The sequence below is a fragment of the Marinobacterium litorale DSM 23545 genome (genome assembly GCF_000428985.1).
Classification (GTDB): Bacteria; Pseudomonadota; Gammaproteobacteria; order Pseudomonadales; family Balneatricaceae; genus Marinobacterium_D; species Marinobacterium_D litorale.
Genome location: NZ_AUAZ01000022.1, coordinates 47,592 through 62,891, shown reverse-complemented (window position 1 = coordinate 62,891; position 15,300 = coordinate 47,592). Strand labels below are relative to the sequence as shown.

Here is a 15,300-nt window from a genome sequence, read left to right as displayed (position 1 = left end):
TGGAGAGGGTCAGGCCCTCTCCTCAATCCGATCTTCAATAGTATTGAGACGCTCCACAATACGCGCAGAAATTGAAGAAACCTGATCGTAAAGCGACTCGGCACCGGCGAAGTCGCCCTGCTCCTTGAGCTCAATCGCCCTTTTAACCAGTGCATGGAGCTCTTCGTGGGGTTTTTCGATCTGCTTCATTTCGGGGATAGCCGAATACCGATCAAGACCTTCGCTGTAATACCACTTGCCGAACGCACAATCCCGATGCGACACCGCTTCCTTCAGCGTCAGCGTGGCCTTGCCGTCCAAATAGCTGCGCAAACGCACTTTCCAGGAGAGGTGAGCCGACTTGGCCGCCCCAAGATCCACCCCCTGCACATTGGTCTTGAACCGGCCCAGCTCCTCCATCAATTTCTGGATATGGCCGGATATCTGATCGGTTGCATCCACCGTCTGCTTGGCATAATCCGCGGTGCGGCGAGACTGCAGAGAGATATCACTGATGTTGTGATCCATATCCTGAGCGACCTGGCTTTGCTCCTCCGCCGCTGTGGCAATTTGGGTGTTCATATCCAGTATGACCCCCACGGCCGCCACGATCTGCTCCAGAGATTCACGGGTCTGATGTGCGTCCCGGGCTGTTTTGTCGGCAGCATCGCGGCTTTGATCCATCGCCTTCACGGCCGATTCGGCACCGCCCTCCAACCGCTCGACGATGGCTCGAATATTCTCGATGGATTCCTGCGTCCGCTGAGCCAGCGTTCGCACCTCATCGGCCACAACCGCAAAACCGCGGCCCTGCTCGCCTGCCCGCGCAGCCTCAATCGCCGCGTTCAGCGCCAACAGATTGGTCTGTTCGGCGATATTGGTGATCACGACCAGAATCTGACTCACCTCCCGGGAATCATCGGCCAGGGTACCGATTACCTGGCTGGCACTCTCCACCTGGCGTGCCACGTCATCGATGCTGTCCACCGTATGCGCCATCAGGCGCTGACCATCGTGGGCGGAACTGCTGGCTTGCTCCGCGGCGGACGCGGCGCTGGTGGCATGCTGCGCCACCTCCTGAACCGTCGCTGCCATTTCATTGATTGCCGTAGCCACCTGCTCGATGGATGCCTGCTGTTCACGCACCCCGCGATCCGTGTCATTCAGCGTGGTGACCACCTGATCTGCAGCGGTATTTATCCGTCCGGAAGTCAGCGTCACCTTATGCACCAACTGCCCGATCTCCAGCACAATATCGTTATACGCCTTGTAGTTCTGGCCCACCTCATTGTTGGGGTTATCGACCTCAATGGGCGTTGAAAAATCATGGCCGCCCAGCAAACGCAGGTGATCACGCAGGTTAGCAATCTGCCGCATCAGTACCGTGAGGCCGAACACGCGACCGAAGACATTGAGCCCCAGCAAAGAGACAACAACGATCAGCAGCCAGAACTGCACGTTTTCGGTATTTTCACGTTGCAGCTCAAGCACCTGGGCCTGATGTGCACTCACGGTATCGAGCACCCGCTGCGCCTGATCTCCACCAATAGCAGCCAGCTGAGACTCGACCTCCGTCAGCAGCGACCGCTGCGCCTGGTCGAACGCTTGCCATTGACTATCCAGCGCATACCAGCCGAGTCCACCCAGCGTCAGGGTCAGGAGAAGAATCAGCAGGTAGGAAAAGGTGTATTGAGAATTGAGCGACCTGAGACCGACCGCCGACAGGGCACGCTCAATAAGCTTGCCGATACGGAATCGCAATGTGCGGTGAAAAGCGACCGAAGTGGACATAGAACAACAAACTCCCTTTAAAACGAGCGGTTGTTACTATATTACACACATCTCTTACAGTGAGAATAAAAAACGCTGTTGATCTGCGTCAGTACAGGAGATTGTTGTATTTAGAGCGGGTATAAAAACGAAGGAGTACGCCATCACGCCGTTTTTTAGAGTTATCGGCGGCGATGACGACTCTCAGGACGCGGTTTCTTCCCTGGCTTTGGCTTCCAGCGCCTGCTTGAGCACCTTGCGATCCTGCTTGTCCATCCATGTATCGATCCAATCCTGGATCTGCGAGCGCTTTGGCGAGGTTTTACGCCAGGCTTTGTAGGCCTTTACATGATCCTTACTGACACCAGGCTTACCGTTCTTTCCTTCCACAACACATTTGCCCGGAAATAACGGGTTGTCCGCAAACTGACGATCGATCCACCAGGTTACGAACCCCTTGTCCTCTTTGCTGAACTTCATGGGGTATCCTCAGCTCAATGATTTTTAGCGGCCACATTCTACCTCGATGGTCGTTGACTATTATTACAGTTTGATGAAACACAGCTTTGTCAGATAAAGGTTTATTGCTGGACGACAAGAGCGCCGCGACATACGCTTATTTCAAAGCTAAGGACGCTGAGGTCAGCCATGAATAACTCCCCTGTCGATCGGGCATTGTTCGATCAAGTGATGGTCCCCTGTTTCGCCCCACTCGACGTTATCCCGGTACGTGGTGAAGGCTCCCGGCTCTGGGACCAGAGCGGGCGCGAATATATCGACTTGGCCGGCGGTATCGCCGTCAATGCCCTGGGCCACCGCCATCCGGCCCTGCTGCGCGCACTGCAGGACCAGGCCGATCAGGTGTGGCACCTGAGTAACCTCTACACCAACGAGCCGGCATTAAGGCTGGCACAACGTCTGACCGAGTTGACGTTCGCAGAACAGGTCTTTTTCTGCAGCTCCGGTGCGGAGGCCAACGAAGCAGCCCTCAAACTGGCGCGCAAGTACGCCTATGACCATGCGGGCAGCGACGCTGGCAAGCATGAGATCATCTCCTTTACCGGCAGCTTTCACGGGCGCACCCTGTTTACCGTCAGCGTCGGCGGCCAGCTCAAGTACCGCCAGGGGTTCGAGCCGGTTCCTGCAGGCATCACCCACCTGCCCTACAACGATGTCCAGGCACTGAAAGATACGGTCTCGGAGCGCACCTGCGCAGTAATTGTTGAGCCGATCATCGGTGAAGGCGGCGTGGTCCCGGCCCATGCCGAGTTTCTCAAAGCAGCCCGTGAACTCTGCGACCAGCACGGTGCGCTGCTGATCTTCGACGAAGTACAGAGCGGTGCAGGCCGAACCGGCTCGCTATATGCCTACATGGAAACCGGCGTAACGCCGGATATCCTCACCAGCGCCAAGGGGCTCGGCGGCGGATTCCCGATCGGGGCGATGCTGACGACGCGACAGATCGCCACCAGTTTTTCCGTGGGCACCCACGGTACCACCTACGGCGGCAACCCATTGGGCTGCGCCGTGGCACTGGCCCTGCTGGATACGCTGGACAACCCCGAGCTGATGGCCGGCGTTAAACGCAAATCCCAGCTGTTCATTGACGAATTACGGGCACTCAACGGTGAGCATGGCCTGTTCAGCGATATCCGTGGGCAGGGACTTCTGCTCGGCGCCGAGCTGGCTGAACCGTACAAGGGGCGCGCCCGGGAACTCCTGGCCCTGGCACTGGAGCAGGGCGTCATGGTGCTGATGGCGGGGCCCGATGTAATCCGTCTGGCACCTTCTCTGATTATCCCGGACAACGATATCCAGGAGTCGATGACCCGGTTTGATCGCGCCATTGTGCGCTTTCTTGGCAACGGTTAACCGCCCTCACAGAGTATTCGGGAACGCCAACTGTCGTTTTCCCCCGATCTGACCAATACTGATCGGAGAAAGCAGACGATGGGAGGCGTTCCGTGAATGCGCAGTCCGATCAGGCGTTACTGAGCTGGATATCAAGCCGCCAAAGCTGGATGCTGGAACAGACCCAGCAGCTGGCTCAGATCAATTCAGGTACTTTCAACGCCCAGGGTGTGTCTCAGGTCGCCCAGGCTCTAGTGGAGATCGCGCGACCGCTCAACGCCCAGGTTGAAAAGATCGCGCTACCCGCTTTCAGAACGGTGAATCTGAATGGCGAACGTGAAGAGCGGGAACTCGGACCGGCTCTCTCGCTGATCAAACGTCCCGACTCGCCGCGCCAGATACTGCTATGCGGACACCTGGACACCGTATTCGCAGACAACGATCCGTTCCAGCAAACCCGTTGGCTCGACGATGAGCGCCTGAACGGCCCCGGGGTCACCGATATGAAAGGCGGCCTGCTGATCTTGCTGACCGCCCTGATGGCACTGGAGCAGCACCCCGAGGCCGAGCAGCTGGGCTGGCGCGTGATCATGAATCCCGACGAGGAGATCGGCTCCCCCTGCTCTGCCGACCTGCTGCGCGAGGCCGCGGAAACGGCCAAGCTCGGGCTGGTGTTCGAGCCATTACTCCCGGACGGCGCCTATGCCGGCGAGCGCAAAGGCAGTGGTAACTTTACGCTGATAGTTCGCGGACGTACGGCCCATGCCGGCCGTGAAATCGAAAACGGGCGCAACGCACTGCGCGCCCTCTGCGACCTGATTATCGAGCTGGACAACCTCAATGGCCGGCGTCAGGGTGTCAGTATCAACCCGGCCCGTTTCCATACCGACGTCCCGCTCAACCGGGTACCGGACTTAGCCGTGGCACAATTCAACATCCGCACCCAAAGTCACGACGATGAACACTGGCTGCACCAGCAACTGTCACGACTCGCACTGGGACTGAACGGCCGAGAGGGCTATTCGCTGGAGATAGAGGGAAGTTTCAGCCGTCACCCCAAGCGGCTGACACCGGCCAATCAAGCCCTGTTCAAGCTCTTGTGCCACTGTGCCTCCACGCTCGAAATACCGACCCAGATAAAGCCCACCGGTGGCTGCTGCGACGGCAACAACCTGGCAGCCGCGGGGTTACCCAATATCGACACCCTGGGGGCGGAGGGTGGCTCTATCCATAGCGCCGATGAGTTTCTGATCGTTAGCAGTCTCAGCCGCCGGGCCCAGCTTACCGCCAGTTTTCTGCTGGCCGTTGCCAGGGGTGAACTTGACTCGGTTCTCTGGCCTCATCTGAACGGAGGTTAAACGATGAACGAACAACTTCTGATCGCCAACCAGTGGATTGCCGGCGAAGGTGACGAGTTGATCTCCGTCGACCCGGGTCGCTCCCGCGTACTTTGGCACGGCAGAAGCGCCTCGAAGGAGCAGGTCGCGATGGCCGTTGCCAGCGCTCGGCAAGCCTTCCTTCATTGGTCCGAACTGGGCAGCGAACCGCGGATAGAGCTGTGTCGGCATTTTGCCAGACGACTCGAAGAAAATCGCGCACGTCTGGCGTACGCACTGGGCGAAGAGACCGGCAAGCCGCTCTGGGAGGCAGATACCGAAATCACCGCCATGATCGGCAAAATCGAGATTTCAATCCGATCCGCCCAGGTGCGCACCGGTGAGCATCAGGCTGAACACCCCCGCGGCCACTCGGTCCTGCGCCATCGCCCCCACGGCGTACTGGCTGTCTTCGGACCCTATAACTTCCCCGGCCATCTACCCAACGGTCACATCGTACCGGCGCTGCTCGCCGGCAATACGGTGGTTTTCAAGCCCAGTGAGTTAACACCCCGGTTTGCCCAGTTGATGGTTGAGCTCTGGTGCGATGCAGGCTTACCCTCAGGCGTTATCAATCTGGTGCAGGGCGCTGTCGATACGGCTAAAGCGTTGGCAGAACAGCCCGGGATCGACGGCGCTCTATTTACCGGATCCAGCCAGACCGGCCATAGTCTGCACCGCCAGTTTGCCGGACAACCGGAGAAAATTCTCGCCCTCGAGATGGGCGGCAATAACCCGCTGATACTGGGCCAAACCTCAAACCTGCGCGCCGCCGTATTTGAAACCATTCAGTCGGCCTACCTGAGTGCCGGTCAGCGCTGTACCTGTGCCCGACGCCTGCTGATCCCGAACACGGCGCAGGGCGAGCGCTTTCTGGATCAGCTGGAGCAGGCTTTACGCCACCTGAAGGTCGGACTGTTTGACGATGAGCCTCAGCCTTTCATGGGCTGCCTGATCTCAAACAGCGCCGCCAATGCACTGCTGGAGGCCCAATCCCGGCTGCTTGAGCTCGGCGGGAAAGCCGTATTGAGGCTGGAGCGTGCAGACGACTGTGCCGCCATGCTCAGCCCCGGGCTGATTGATGTATCGGCTATCAACGCACTACCCGATGAAGAATATTTCGGCCCACTGCTCCAGGTACAACGCTATGATGACTTTAATCAGGCTCTGGCGCTGGCCAATGCGACACGCTACGGTCTGTCCGCAGGTCTGCTCAGCGATCAGCCTGACGAATATCAGCAATTTCAACGGGAGATCCGCGCCGGCATCGTTAACTGGAATCTTGCGCTCACCGGTGCCAGTTCCGAAGCGCCCTTCGGCGGCATCAAAGGCAGCGGCAACCACAGGCCCAGTGCGTGGTACGCGGCGGATTACTGCGCTTACCCCGTCTCAGGTCTCGAGCGCGAAACCTTAGCACCCCCTGCCAAGTTACCCCCCGGTTTAACGCTGGAGACACTCTAAATGGGCGCGCGGGAAGTCAACTTCGACGGTTTGGTGGGACCGACGCATAACTACGCCGGGCTCTCTTATGGCAATCGCGCCTCCAGCCAACACCGCCACCAGGCCTCCAACCCAAAGGAAGCCGCGCTGCAGGGGTTACTCAAAATGTCGCGGCTGATGGAACTGGGCCTGACCCAGGGCATCCTGCCCCCTCACCCACGTCCCGACCTGAAGGCCTTGCGCCAGCTCGGCTTTTGCGGCAGTGACCAGCGTGTATTAGAGGAGGCAGCCTCCGACGCTCCGGAACTACTGGCGGGGTGTTATTCCGCCTCGGCCATGTGGGCGGCGAATGCCGCGACCGTTTCGCCCAGCGCCGACAGCGCGGATGGTCGGGTTCACTTTTCACCGGCCAACCTGATCAGCAACTTCCACCGCAGCCTGGAAGCCGCCTTTACAGCCGAGCTGCTCAAAACCACATTCCCCGACCCCGACTACTTCGTTCATCATCCACCGTTACCGGCCTGTGCGCGCTTCGCTGATGAGGGGGCGGCCAATCATACCCGGCTCGCTACCTCACTGGAGAGCCCGGGCGTACAACTCTTCGTACACGGCTCTCAACCCGGTACGATGCGTAAACCGCAGCACTACCCCGCCCGACAAACGCTGGAGGCCAATCTGGCGCTGGCACGGCGTCATCGTCTCAAGAAAGGCTGTGCATTTTTTGTGCAGCAGAACCCACAGGCTATCGATCAGGGCGTTTTTCATAACGATGTGATCGCCGTCGGCAACGGCATGAGCCTGTTCTACCATGAACAGGCATTCGCCGAGCCAGAGGCGATGAAGTCCAACCTGGAGGATGCGTTGGGAACAGGGCTGAGGATGATCGAGGTGCCCCAAAGCCGGGTGAGCGTGGAGGATGCGGTACGCAGCTACCTGTTTAACTCGCAGCTGCTGACACTGCCATCAGGGGAGTGCCGCCTGCTGGCCCCGACAGAATGTCTGGACGTGGAGCCAGTGCGGCGCTATCTCGACACACTGACGGCGACAGGCACCGGCATCGATCGCGTGGAGACAATCAACCTGCGCCAGAGTATGGCAAACGGGGGCGGCCCTGCCTGCCTGCGGCTTCGCGTGATATTGAATGACCGGGAACTGGCCGCCGTCAAACCCGAAAGCCTGTTGACCAAGACACGCCTTGCCACGCTGGTCGACTGGGTCGAACGCCACTATCGGGACCGTCTGACACTTATGGATCTTGCGGACCCACAACTGGCACGGGAGTCCAAGACCGCACTCGAAGAGCTGGCTCGGATACTGAAACTGGAATCTCTCTACGCCCCGTTCCTGTAAACCACGCCAGCTTCGAGGCGGTGTTTAGTCCTGACCGCGGTGTTCCGGCAGCGTGACGTTCAGCTCAAGAATTGAACAATCTTCATCCAGATTGATCTGCACATCATCCACCGACACATCCACATAGCGCGCGATTACCGCAAGAATCTCCTGCTGCATCTGCGGCAGATATTCCGGCTGGGTGCGCTGGTTGCGTTCATAAGCAACCAGCACCTGCAGGCGCTCCTTGGCGACACTGGCCGATGTCTGCTTCTTGGAGCGGAAATAACTCAGAATACCCATTAGCCCTTCCGTCCGAATACGCGGCTGAATAGCCCCTTGCGCTGTACTTCAAGAAAACGATGCTCGCGCTCTTCACCCAGGAAGCGGCCAATCGCATCCAGGTACGCCTGGCCCGCATCGCTGGCATCATCAAGCACAACCGGCTGCCCCTGGTTGGACGCCTTGAGCACCGCTTCCGACTCGGGGATCACACCAAGCAGAGGGATCGCCAGAATCTCCCGGACATCCTCCACACTCAGCATCTCACCCGCCTGCACCCGTGACGGGTTATAGCGCGTCAGCAGCAGGTGTTCGCGAACCTGCCCGCCATCCTCGGCCTTGCGTGACTTGCTCTGCAGCACACCCAGAATACGATCGGAGTCACGCACTGAGCTCACCTCGGGGTTGGTCACCACAATCGCGGTATCGGCGAAATAGAGCGCCAGATGAGCTCCACGCTCGATACCCGCCGGCGAGTCGCAGACGATGTAATCGAAGGTTTCAGAAAGCTCCTTCAGCACACGCTCAACACCATCCTGAGTCAGCGCATCCTTATCCCTGGTCTGAGATGCGGGCAGAATGTAGAGCCCCTCGGTACGCTTGTCACGGATCAGCGCCTGATTCAGCGTCGCCTCTTCATTTATCACGTTAACCAGATCGAACACCACGCGGCGTTCGCACCCCATGATCAGATCCAGGTTGCGCAAACCCACGTCAAAATCCACCAGTACCGTTTTGTGGCCACGTAGCGCCAGCCCAGTACCGATCGCGGCACTACTGGTGGTTTTGCCGACCCCGCCCTTACCGGACGTTACAACAATAATCTCAGCCATTCAGACAGATTCCATAAACTGATTCAAAAAGACTGCAACCCAAACTTGCTTCAAACAATGTTACAGCGGTGCCGTATCCAGCTTGGTGCCGCTTAGCCAGGCCTGTACCGGCTGCTTCCAGTGATCACTCATCAGATCCTCACTGGTTTTAAAGTATCCGGCGATGGAGACCAGCTCTGCCTCCAGGCTCTGGCAGAAAATCCGCGCTTCACTGTTACCTTTAACGCCGGCCATGGCCCTGCCTCGCAGCGGACCATAGATATGGATATTGCCATCGGCCATCACTTCAGCACCGGCACCCACCGATGACAACACAATCAGGTCGCCACCGGCCGCATAAATCTGCTGACCCGAGCGCACCGGAGCGGTGATCAGGCGTGTCTGGCCGCCGGTCGCATGCGGTACCTCGGCAGACTCTGGCTCCGCTTGGGCAGGCTCGCTTTCCGGCTCTGCCGGTGCAACGGCCTCCACCGGCTCACTCTCGGCCGGCGCAGCCGTTTTTTCACGACCGCCACTGCCAAAATCCGCCAGTCCCAGCTCGGCAATCAAGGCGCTATCATAACGGCTATTACCTCTGATCCCCACCGGGTTCAGCGCGTTTTCACGGCAGATTCCCAGCAATTGCTCCAGCGACGGCAAAGCGACATCGTCCGGTAGCTGCTCAAGGTTTATCAGTATCGGCATCTGACGGAACAGCGACGGCAAACGACCGGCATGCTCAGCCAGGTCATGATGCAACCGATCGGGCTCATAATCGAGCAAGATCAACTCGTTAAGAGATACACGTGCGTTTTTGAATCGGAATAGAGGCCCGACTTTCGCCTCGCGGTTTTGCAAAGTACTCACGGGTGGATTGCACCTTCTCCCCAGGGAACAAAAAGCGAGCCTAGAGTACCATGCCTGACGGGATCACTACACTCCCTGTCAGCGCCGCCGACACTCAGGGCCCCCACAAATATCTAGCTGGCCAACCCGCCCGCTGCAAGATATAGTTATAATATAACATTACCATTTATCGATCAGTCGAGAGAGCCCACTATGTCACCTCTTGGAAAAAAACGGTCACCTCTTGGAAAAATCACCTCGATTCTGGCACTGAGCGCCTGCACCTCGGTCTGGGCGCAGAGCGCGTTGACGCCCCATGTCCATGGAGAGGCACGTATCCAGCTTGTATTGGACCAACAACAGCTTGTGATCAACCTGATGAGCCCCGCCTACAATCTGATCGGATTTGAGCATCAACCCGAAACGTCGGAGGAGCAGGCCGCGATGGAAAGTCTGATCGATACGCTGCGAGATCCAGGCACCTGGATCGAGTTGCCCGCTGCCGCTGATTGCTCGCTGAGTACGGTGAGCCTGGGACAGGTTAACTTGGCTGAGACGGCGAATGAGCACGAACATGAACATGAACATGAACATGAACATGAACATGAGCATGAGCATGAGCATGAGCATGAGCATGAGCATGAGGAAAATGCTGGCGAACAACATCAGGATATCAACGTTGAATACACGCTTGTGTGTGCCGATCCGGAGAAGCTGAAAACTGCCCGTTTAACCCTTTTTGACCGCTTCCCGGCGATTGAACAGATCACGGTCGATATGGTCGGCGAGCGGCAAACCTCCGTTGAACTCAACCGATCTCAACCGGTACTGCAGATGCCATGAGTGATGAGCGTGCGATTCACATTCGGGACCTGATGTTTAGCTGGCCGGGCGCGAAAGCTCCCCTGCTCGAAATCCGTGCGTTAGCCTTACCGCAGCGGTCCAGTCTGTTTGTTGCCGGGCCCTCCGGTAGTGGTAAAAGCACCCTGCTTAACCTGATAGCCGGTGTGCAAACAGGCTATCAGGGATCAATATCGGTGTGCGGACAGGACCTGAGCGCCCTGTCACAACGTCAGCGAGACCGATGGCGAGCCGACCATATCGGGTTGGTGTTCCAGCAGTTCAACCTGCTGCCCTGGCTGTCACCGCTCGAGAATGTTGTGCTCGGTTGCGGCTTTTCCGACATCAGAAAACGCCGGGCCGTTGAACGTGACGGTTCGGTTGAGGCCCAGGCCAGACGGCTACTGGACGAGCTGGGCCTGGGCGAACTGAGCGAGACTCAACGCGATACCGTCACGCTGTCTATCGGTCAGCAGCAGCGCGTCGCTGCCGCTCGGGCTCTGATCGGCAACCCGCCGCTGATAATCGCCGATGAGCCGACATCGGCTCTGGATCGGGACAACAGTGCGCGTTTTATCGCCCTGCTCAAGCGCGAATGCGAAAGTAACGGCAGCGCTCTGCTGTTTGTCAGTCACGATACGGAGCTGGCCGCTCAGTTCGACGCGGAACACCGCTTCGCCAGCCTGTATCAATCTACGGAGATCCAGCGATGCTGATCGGACTGGCCTGGAAAAGCCTGACCAACCGCAGGGCAGCCGCCGTTCTCTGCATACTGACAATCGCGGTCAGTGTGCTGCTCCTGGCCGGCGTGGAGAAGATCCGCCAGGATATGCGCAGCGGCTTTTTCAACACTGTTTCAGGCACGGACCTCATTGTTGGTGCTCGCTCAGGCCAGGTGGAACTGATGTTCTATTCCGTCTTTCACCTGGGGTCACCAACCAACAACATTCGCTGGCAGAGCTATGAAAAGATCGCCGGTGATCCCGCCGTCGATTGGGCTATTCCTCTGTCCCTGGGCGACTCGCACCGCGGCTTCCGTGTAGTGGGCACCGACAAGCGCTTTTTCACCCACTACCGCTTTGGCAGCGAGCGCCCGCTGACGTTTTCCTCGGGCAAGGGCTTCGATGGCCTGCATCAGGTGACCCTCGGTGCCGACGTAGCCAGAGAGCTGGGTTACAGCATCGGTGACCGGATCATAGTCTCCCACGGGCTGGGCCAGGTCAGCTTCAGCCAACATAAGGATCAACCCTTTGAAGTGGTCGGTATTCTGGCCGCCACCGGCACACCGGTGGACCGTTCACTCTATGTCAGTCTTGAGTCGATTACTGCCATTCACCTGGGTTGGCGAGCAGGCGTACCCATGCCGGGTGTCAGGATTGATAAGGAAAAACTGAGTAGCCAAGACCTCACGCCCACCCAAATCACGGCCATGCTGGTCGGCCTGAAATCCAAAACCCAAGTGTTCCACCTGCAGCGGGCGATCAACGCGTATACCGGCGAACCGCTCCTGGCCATCCTCCCGGGTGTGGCGCTGCAGGCGTTATGGAAAATCATCCGTGGCGCCGAACAGGCGATGCTCAGTATCTCGGCCTGCGTTGTGCTGGCCGGCTTGACCGGCATGCTGGGCGTGCTCCTGACCGGCATGGAGCAGCGGCGCAGAGAACTGGCTCTATTGCGAGCAATCGGTGCCTCGCCTCACCACCTGCTGGTATTGGTTCTGATCGAGGCGACCTTGCTGACCGCCGCCGGTCTGGCCCTCGGGCTCGCCACTTTGTGGGGCGCATTGATTACTTTCGGCGACGAACTCCAGCGGCTGTTAGGAGTCTACCTCACCACGGACTGGCCCGATTCGATAGGATGGATCGCACTGGGCGTTCTACTGTCTGGAGCCCTCGCCGGCATCATACCGGCGTGGCGTGCCTGGCGTTTAACACTAAGCGACGGCTTAAGCCCACGATACTGACTGGAGCGATACACTCACCATGAGAATGTCCCTGTGGAAAGCCCCACTTTTGACACTGCTGCTATTGGCAAATACGGCCGGTGCCCAGACGCTGAACGGTAAAACGGTGGAAGAGATCACCTGGGACGCCTTGATGCCGCCGGACTACTCCTTGAGCTTTGAAGAACTGTACGGCATGTCCGAAGACCGGGTTAACTCGATTCAGGATGGCGACGCACAGGCGATTTCCATGCTCGATCAAATGCATCAGGTACTGGCATCTGCACCGGTGGTCAGTGAACTCGATGGCCGGATGGTCAAGATTCCCGGTTTCGTGGTGCCGCTATCGGGCGAGGATCAACGCATCGATCGTTTCTTCCTGGTACCCTACTTCGGTGCCTGTATCCATACGCCACCTCCGCCCTCCAATCAGATCATCGATACCCATTTTGAACCGGGCACACAGATCGAAAGCCTTTACGACGCCGTCTGGATTACCGGAGAACTGACCGTTGATACCTACCAGCATGAGCTGGGTACAGCCGGATACCGGCTCGAGGCCTACAGAATCGAGCCGTATGAGCCGGAGCCGGCCGTAAACTGAGCCGCGCTCCGGCACACCGCTCAGATCTTGAACGCCCCCACAACCGCATCCAGCTCTTTCGACTGACTTTGCAGGCGGATGAAATCCTCCCGAATTTCTCCAACCTGCTCGGATGTGGTTTCTGTAACACGCGCGATGGATGCCATGTGTCCGTTTATATCATTCGCCACAGCAGACTGCTCTTCGGTGGCAGCAGCAACCTGTTCAGCCATCAACCGGATATCGGCAATGGAGGCTGTTACCTGCGCCAGCGACTGACCGGTTCTATCGGCCTGCTCTACGGCGATCAATGACTCTTCATAACCGCGGCGTATCGCCTCATTAGCACCGGTGGCGTTGCGCTGTAACTGTTCAATAATCGACTGGATACTGGCGGTGGAATCATGGGTTTTTTGCGCCAGCGTACGCACTTCATCCGCCACCACGGCAAAACCTCGGCCTGCTTCACCGGCCCGTGCCGCTTCAATCGCGGCGTTGAGAGCCAGCAGATTGGTCTGCTCGGAGATCTGGCGGATCACTTCCAGGACTTCGCCAATGGACTGGCTGTCCTCATTAAGCTGACCAACAACGGCCGTTCCCTCCTCGACACACTGGGCGACCTGCCGGATCCGCTCAATGGCGCTATCGACCTCACCGCGCCCCTGCTGAGCCAGCCCATCCACCCGGCTGGCGGACTCGGAGGTAGCAGCCACGTTCGCGGCCACCTCCTCCAGACTCTTGGCCATTTCATGGACCGCGGACACAACCGTGTCCACCTCGCGCTTCTGCTCGTACACCTCGGCGGTCATGGTCTCCGTGCGTGCCGCTGTCTGCTCGGTGGTCATCGAGACATGCTGACCCGCCTGAGAGGTTTTGCGGACAAGGTCCTGAATTACGGCGACAAAGGCGTTGAAATTGCTCGCTAGCTGACCCATTTCATCTGCCCGATCCAGCTTGATTCGAGCGGTCAGATCACCATCCCCATTGGCAATCTCATCCATCCGGTGGGAGATAAACTGGAGCGGTTTGATAATGCGTCGCAGCAGCAGAACCCCCACCGCCAACATCAGCGCGGCGACAATCAGGCCGCCAATCAGCAGCATGGTACGTGCCGTAGACGCGGTGGACGATGATGAGGCCTCAACATCACGAACCACCGCCTGCGCGCTCTGCGACAGCTGATCCAGCGTTGCCAGCACGGCGCTTCTGGACTGGCCCAACTGGTCATCCAGCGCCCGCAATGCCGCCGCCTGAGATAACTGACGGGTCTTCATCTCGTAGAGCGCATCGTCATTGCCCATCACGCGTTGCATGATGGCGCCGTAGCGCTCGGCCAGCGCTGTAGCTTTCTCCTGCATGGACGGCTGGTCATGCAGCAGCGTCGCCAGATGTTCCAGCTTCGCACTCAGCGTCTCCGCCAGAGGGGCAAGCGCCTCATCACGCAATTTGAGTAACGCCTCCGGATCCTGCACCAGCAAAATCCGGCGCGACAGAGCGGTGAGCTTCACAATATCGGTCCGGACTTCCTCGCTGACGCCCCTCGCCTTGGGCTCGTTACCGAATACAATCTCCTGAAACCCGGCACGTAGCTCATTCAATACGGAGCGTTCCACATTACGCAGGCTGCGAACACTCCGTGCAAACTGACGCCCCTGCCGGGTGACCAGATGCCCCAGGTCCGTAGTCAGCGATTCGATCTGGCTGATCGCCTCATCGGTCTGCGTGTCGATCTCACCGATCAGCTCGGGCATCCTCTGCTCCAGCGACAGGATATCCATCCACTGCCCATAAAGACGGTCGCTTTGGGCTTTAAACCCATCAAAACGGGATTCCAGCTGCTCAAGCTGCTGCATCAAAGTCTGCCGCCTGGCATCCGGGAGTTCGAGCTGCGAAACGATCGTGCGGTCTTCGGCCAGTGCCCGCTCGAACAGCGTCACATCCGCCTGCCGCTCCAGCGTTTCCAGCTCTTGCGGTGAATCCGCCGACAACAATCGGCTGTTATGTGCCATAACGGCACCGACGGACTGACTGATATTGCGTCCCTGGGTTTCAAACAGCGCGCTCAGGCTCAGCTCCCGCTGATTACCATTGAGCGTTGCAATCGCCTGGAAAGCGATCAGGCCGAACACAATCAGTGACAGTAAGTTGATCGCCAGCCCTGCCACCAAGGACTGCTTTATGGTGATATTGAGCCTCATGGAACCCGACTACTCCAGCTTTGAGCGAATGATCTACGCCTTGTGACGCACC

At 58.5% G+C, this 15,300-nt stretch carries 14 protein-coding genes; 8 read left to right on the top strand and 6 right to left on the bottom strand.

The window, feature by feature from the left end; all coding sequences use genetic code 11:
- Positions 1 to 9: 9 nt before the first annotated feature.
- On the bottom strand, positions 10 to 1,770 hold the full coding sequence (locus tag G403_RS24610) for a methyl-accepting chemotaxis protein (RefSeq protein WP_051299132.1): 1,761 nt from the start codon (positions 1,768 to 1,770) through the stop codon (positions 10 to 12).
- Between the two features lie 183 nt (positions 1,771 to 1,953).
- Entirely contained in the window at positions 1,954 to 2,229 is a 276-nt protein-coding gene (locus G403_RS0115625; RefSeq protein ID WP_027854817.1) for a hypothetical protein, read from the bottom strand.
- 168 nt (positions 2,230 to 2,397) lie between these two features.
- On the opposite strand from G403_RS0115625, the gene G403_RS0115620 reads away from it, so the two are divergent.
- From G403_RS0115620 to astB, 4 genes are all read left to right on the top strand, one after another.
- Entirely contained in the window at positions 2,398 to 3,621 is a 1,224-nt protein-coding gene (locus G403_RS0115620; protein WP_027854816.1) for an aspartate aminotransferase family protein, read from the top strand.
- Positions 3,622 to 3,713: 92 nt separating this feature from the next.
- Entirely contained in the window at positions 3,714 to 4,958 is a 1,245-nt protein-coding gene (locus G403_RS0115615) for a hydrolase (protein ID WP_027854815.1), read from the top strand.
- Positions 4,959 to 4,961: 3 nt separating this feature from the next.
- Entirely contained in the window at positions 4,962 to 6,437 is a 1,476-nt protein-coding gene (gene astD, locus G403_RS0115610; protein WP_027854814.1) for a succinylglutamate-semialdehyde dehydrogenase, read from the top strand.
- Entirely contained in the window at positions 6,438 to 7,766 is a 1,329-nt protein-coding gene (astB, locus tag G403_RS0115605; RefSeq protein ID WP_027854813.1) for an N-succinylarginine dihydrolase, read from the top strand.
- A 24-nt stretch (positions 7,767 to 7,790) separates the two neighbouring features.
- On the opposite strand, the gene minE is transcribed toward astB, so the two are convergent.
- From minE to minC, 3 genes are read right to left on the bottom strand one after another with little or no spacing between them, the layout of a single operon-like run.
- Positions 7,791 to 8,048, bottom strand: a complete 258-nt coding sequence (gene minE, locus G403_RS0115600) for a cell division topological specificity factor MinE (RefSeq protein WP_027854812.1) — start codon at positions 8,046 to 8,048, stop codon at positions 7,791 to 7,793.
- Complete coding sequence (minD, locus tag G403_RS0115595; protein WP_027854811.1) at positions 8,048 to 8,860, bottom strand: septum site-determining protein MinD; 813 nt, start codon at positions 8,858 to 8,860, stop codon at positions 8,048 to 8,050. Before minD ends, minE begins: the two co-directional genes overlap by 1 nt.
- Before the next feature lie 60 nt (positions 8,861 to 8,920).
- Entirely contained in the window at positions 8,921 to 9,706 is a 786-nt protein-coding gene (gene minC / locus G403_RS0115590; protein WP_051299130.1) for a septum site-determining protein MinC, read from the bottom strand.
- Positions 9,707 to 9,898: 192 nt separating this feature from the next.
- On the opposite strand from minC, the gene G403_RS23590 reads away from it, so the two are divergent.
- Genes G403_RS23590 through G403_RS23585 form a run of 4 tightly spaced genes read left to right on the top strand, consistent with a single transcriptional unit; the run spans position 9,899 to position 13,071 of the window.
- A complete protein-coding gene (locus G403_RS23590) occupies positions 9,899 to 10,528 on the top strand; it encodes a DUF2796 domain-containing protein (protein ID WP_051299129.1) in 630 nt (209 codons plus the stop codon).
- Positions 10,525 to 11,241, top strand: a complete 717-nt coding sequence (locus tag G403_RS0115580) for an ABC transporter ATP-binding protein (RefSeq protein ID WP_027854809.1) — start codon at positions 10,525 to 10,527, stop codon at positions 11,239 to 11,241. Before G403_RS23590 ends, G403_RS0115580 begins: the two co-directional genes overlap by 4 nt.
- A complete protein-coding gene (locus tag G403_RS0115575; protein WP_036234102.1) occupies positions 11,235 to 12,488 on the top strand; it encodes an ABC transporter permease in 1,254 nt (417 codons plus the stop codon). Before G403_RS0115580 ends, G403_RS0115575 begins: the two co-directional genes overlap by 7 nt.
- A gap of 19 nt (positions 12,489 to 12,507) precedes the next feature.
- On the top strand, positions 12,508 to 13,071 hold the full coding sequence (locus tag G403_RS23585; protein WP_245578356.1) for a DUF3299 domain-containing protein: 564 nt from the start codon (positions 12,508 to 12,510) through the stop codon (positions 13,069 to 13,071).
- Between the two features lie 20 nt (positions 13,072 to 13,091).
- On the opposite strand, the gene G403_RS24605 is transcribed toward G403_RS23585, so the two are convergent.
- Entirely contained in the window at positions 13,092 to 15,248 is a 2,157-nt protein-coding gene (locus G403_RS24605; RefSeq protein ID WP_051299127.1) for a methyl-accepting chemotaxis protein, read from the bottom strand.
- Positions 15,249 to 15,300 lie beyond the last annotated feature (52 nt).

Excerpts from the sequence above, each read along its gene's own strand:
- G403_RS0115620 (WP_027854816.1), top strand. The coding sequence starts at position 2,398 with ATGAATAACTCCCCTGTCGATCGGGCATTGTTCGATCAAGTGATGGTC.
- G403_RS24605 (WP_051299127.1), bottom strand. The coding sequence starts at position 15,248 with ATGAGGCTCAATATCACCATAAAGCAGTCCTTGGTGGCAGGGCTGGCG.
- G403_RS23590 (WP_051299129.1), top strand. The coding sequence starts at position 9,899 with ATGTCACCTCTTGGAAAAAAACGGTCACCTCTTGGAAAAATCACCTCG.
- G403_RS0115625 (WP_027854817.1), bottom strand. The coding sequence starts at position 2,229 with ATGAAGTTCAGCAAAGAGGACAAGGGGTTCGTAACCTGGTGGATCGAT.
- G403_RS23585 (WP_245578356.1), top strand. The coding sequence starts at position 12,508 with ATGAGAATGTCCCTGTGGAAAGCCCCACTTTTGACACTGCTGCTATTG.
- G403_RS0115575 (WP_036234102.1), top strand. The coding sequence starts at position 11,235 with ATGCTGATCGGACTGGCCTGGAAAAGCCTGACCAACCGCAGGGCAGCC.
- astD (WP_027854814.1), top strand. The coding sequence starts at position 4,962 with ATGAACGAACAACTTCTGATCGCCAACCAGTGGATTGCCGGCGAAGGT.
- G403_RS0115580 (WP_027854809.1), top strand. The coding sequence starts at position 10,525 with ATGAGTGATGAGCGTGCGATTCACATTCGGGACCTGATGTTTAGCTGG.
- minE (WP_027854812.1), bottom strand. The coding sequence starts at position 8,048 with ATGGGTATTCTGAGTTATTTCCGCTCCAAGAAGCAGACATCGGCCAGT.
- astB (WP_027854813.1), top strand. The coding sequence starts at position 6,438 with ATGGGCGCGCGGGAAGTCAACTTCGACGGTTTGGTGGGACCGACGCAT.
- G403_RS24610 (WP_051299132.1), bottom strand. The coding sequence starts at position 1,770 with ATGTCCACTTCGGTCGCTTTTCACCGCACATTGCGATTCCGTATCGGC.
- minD (WP_027854811.1), bottom strand. The coding sequence starts at position 8,860 with ATGGCTGAGATTATTGTTGTAACGTCCGGTAAGGGCGGGGTCGGCAAA.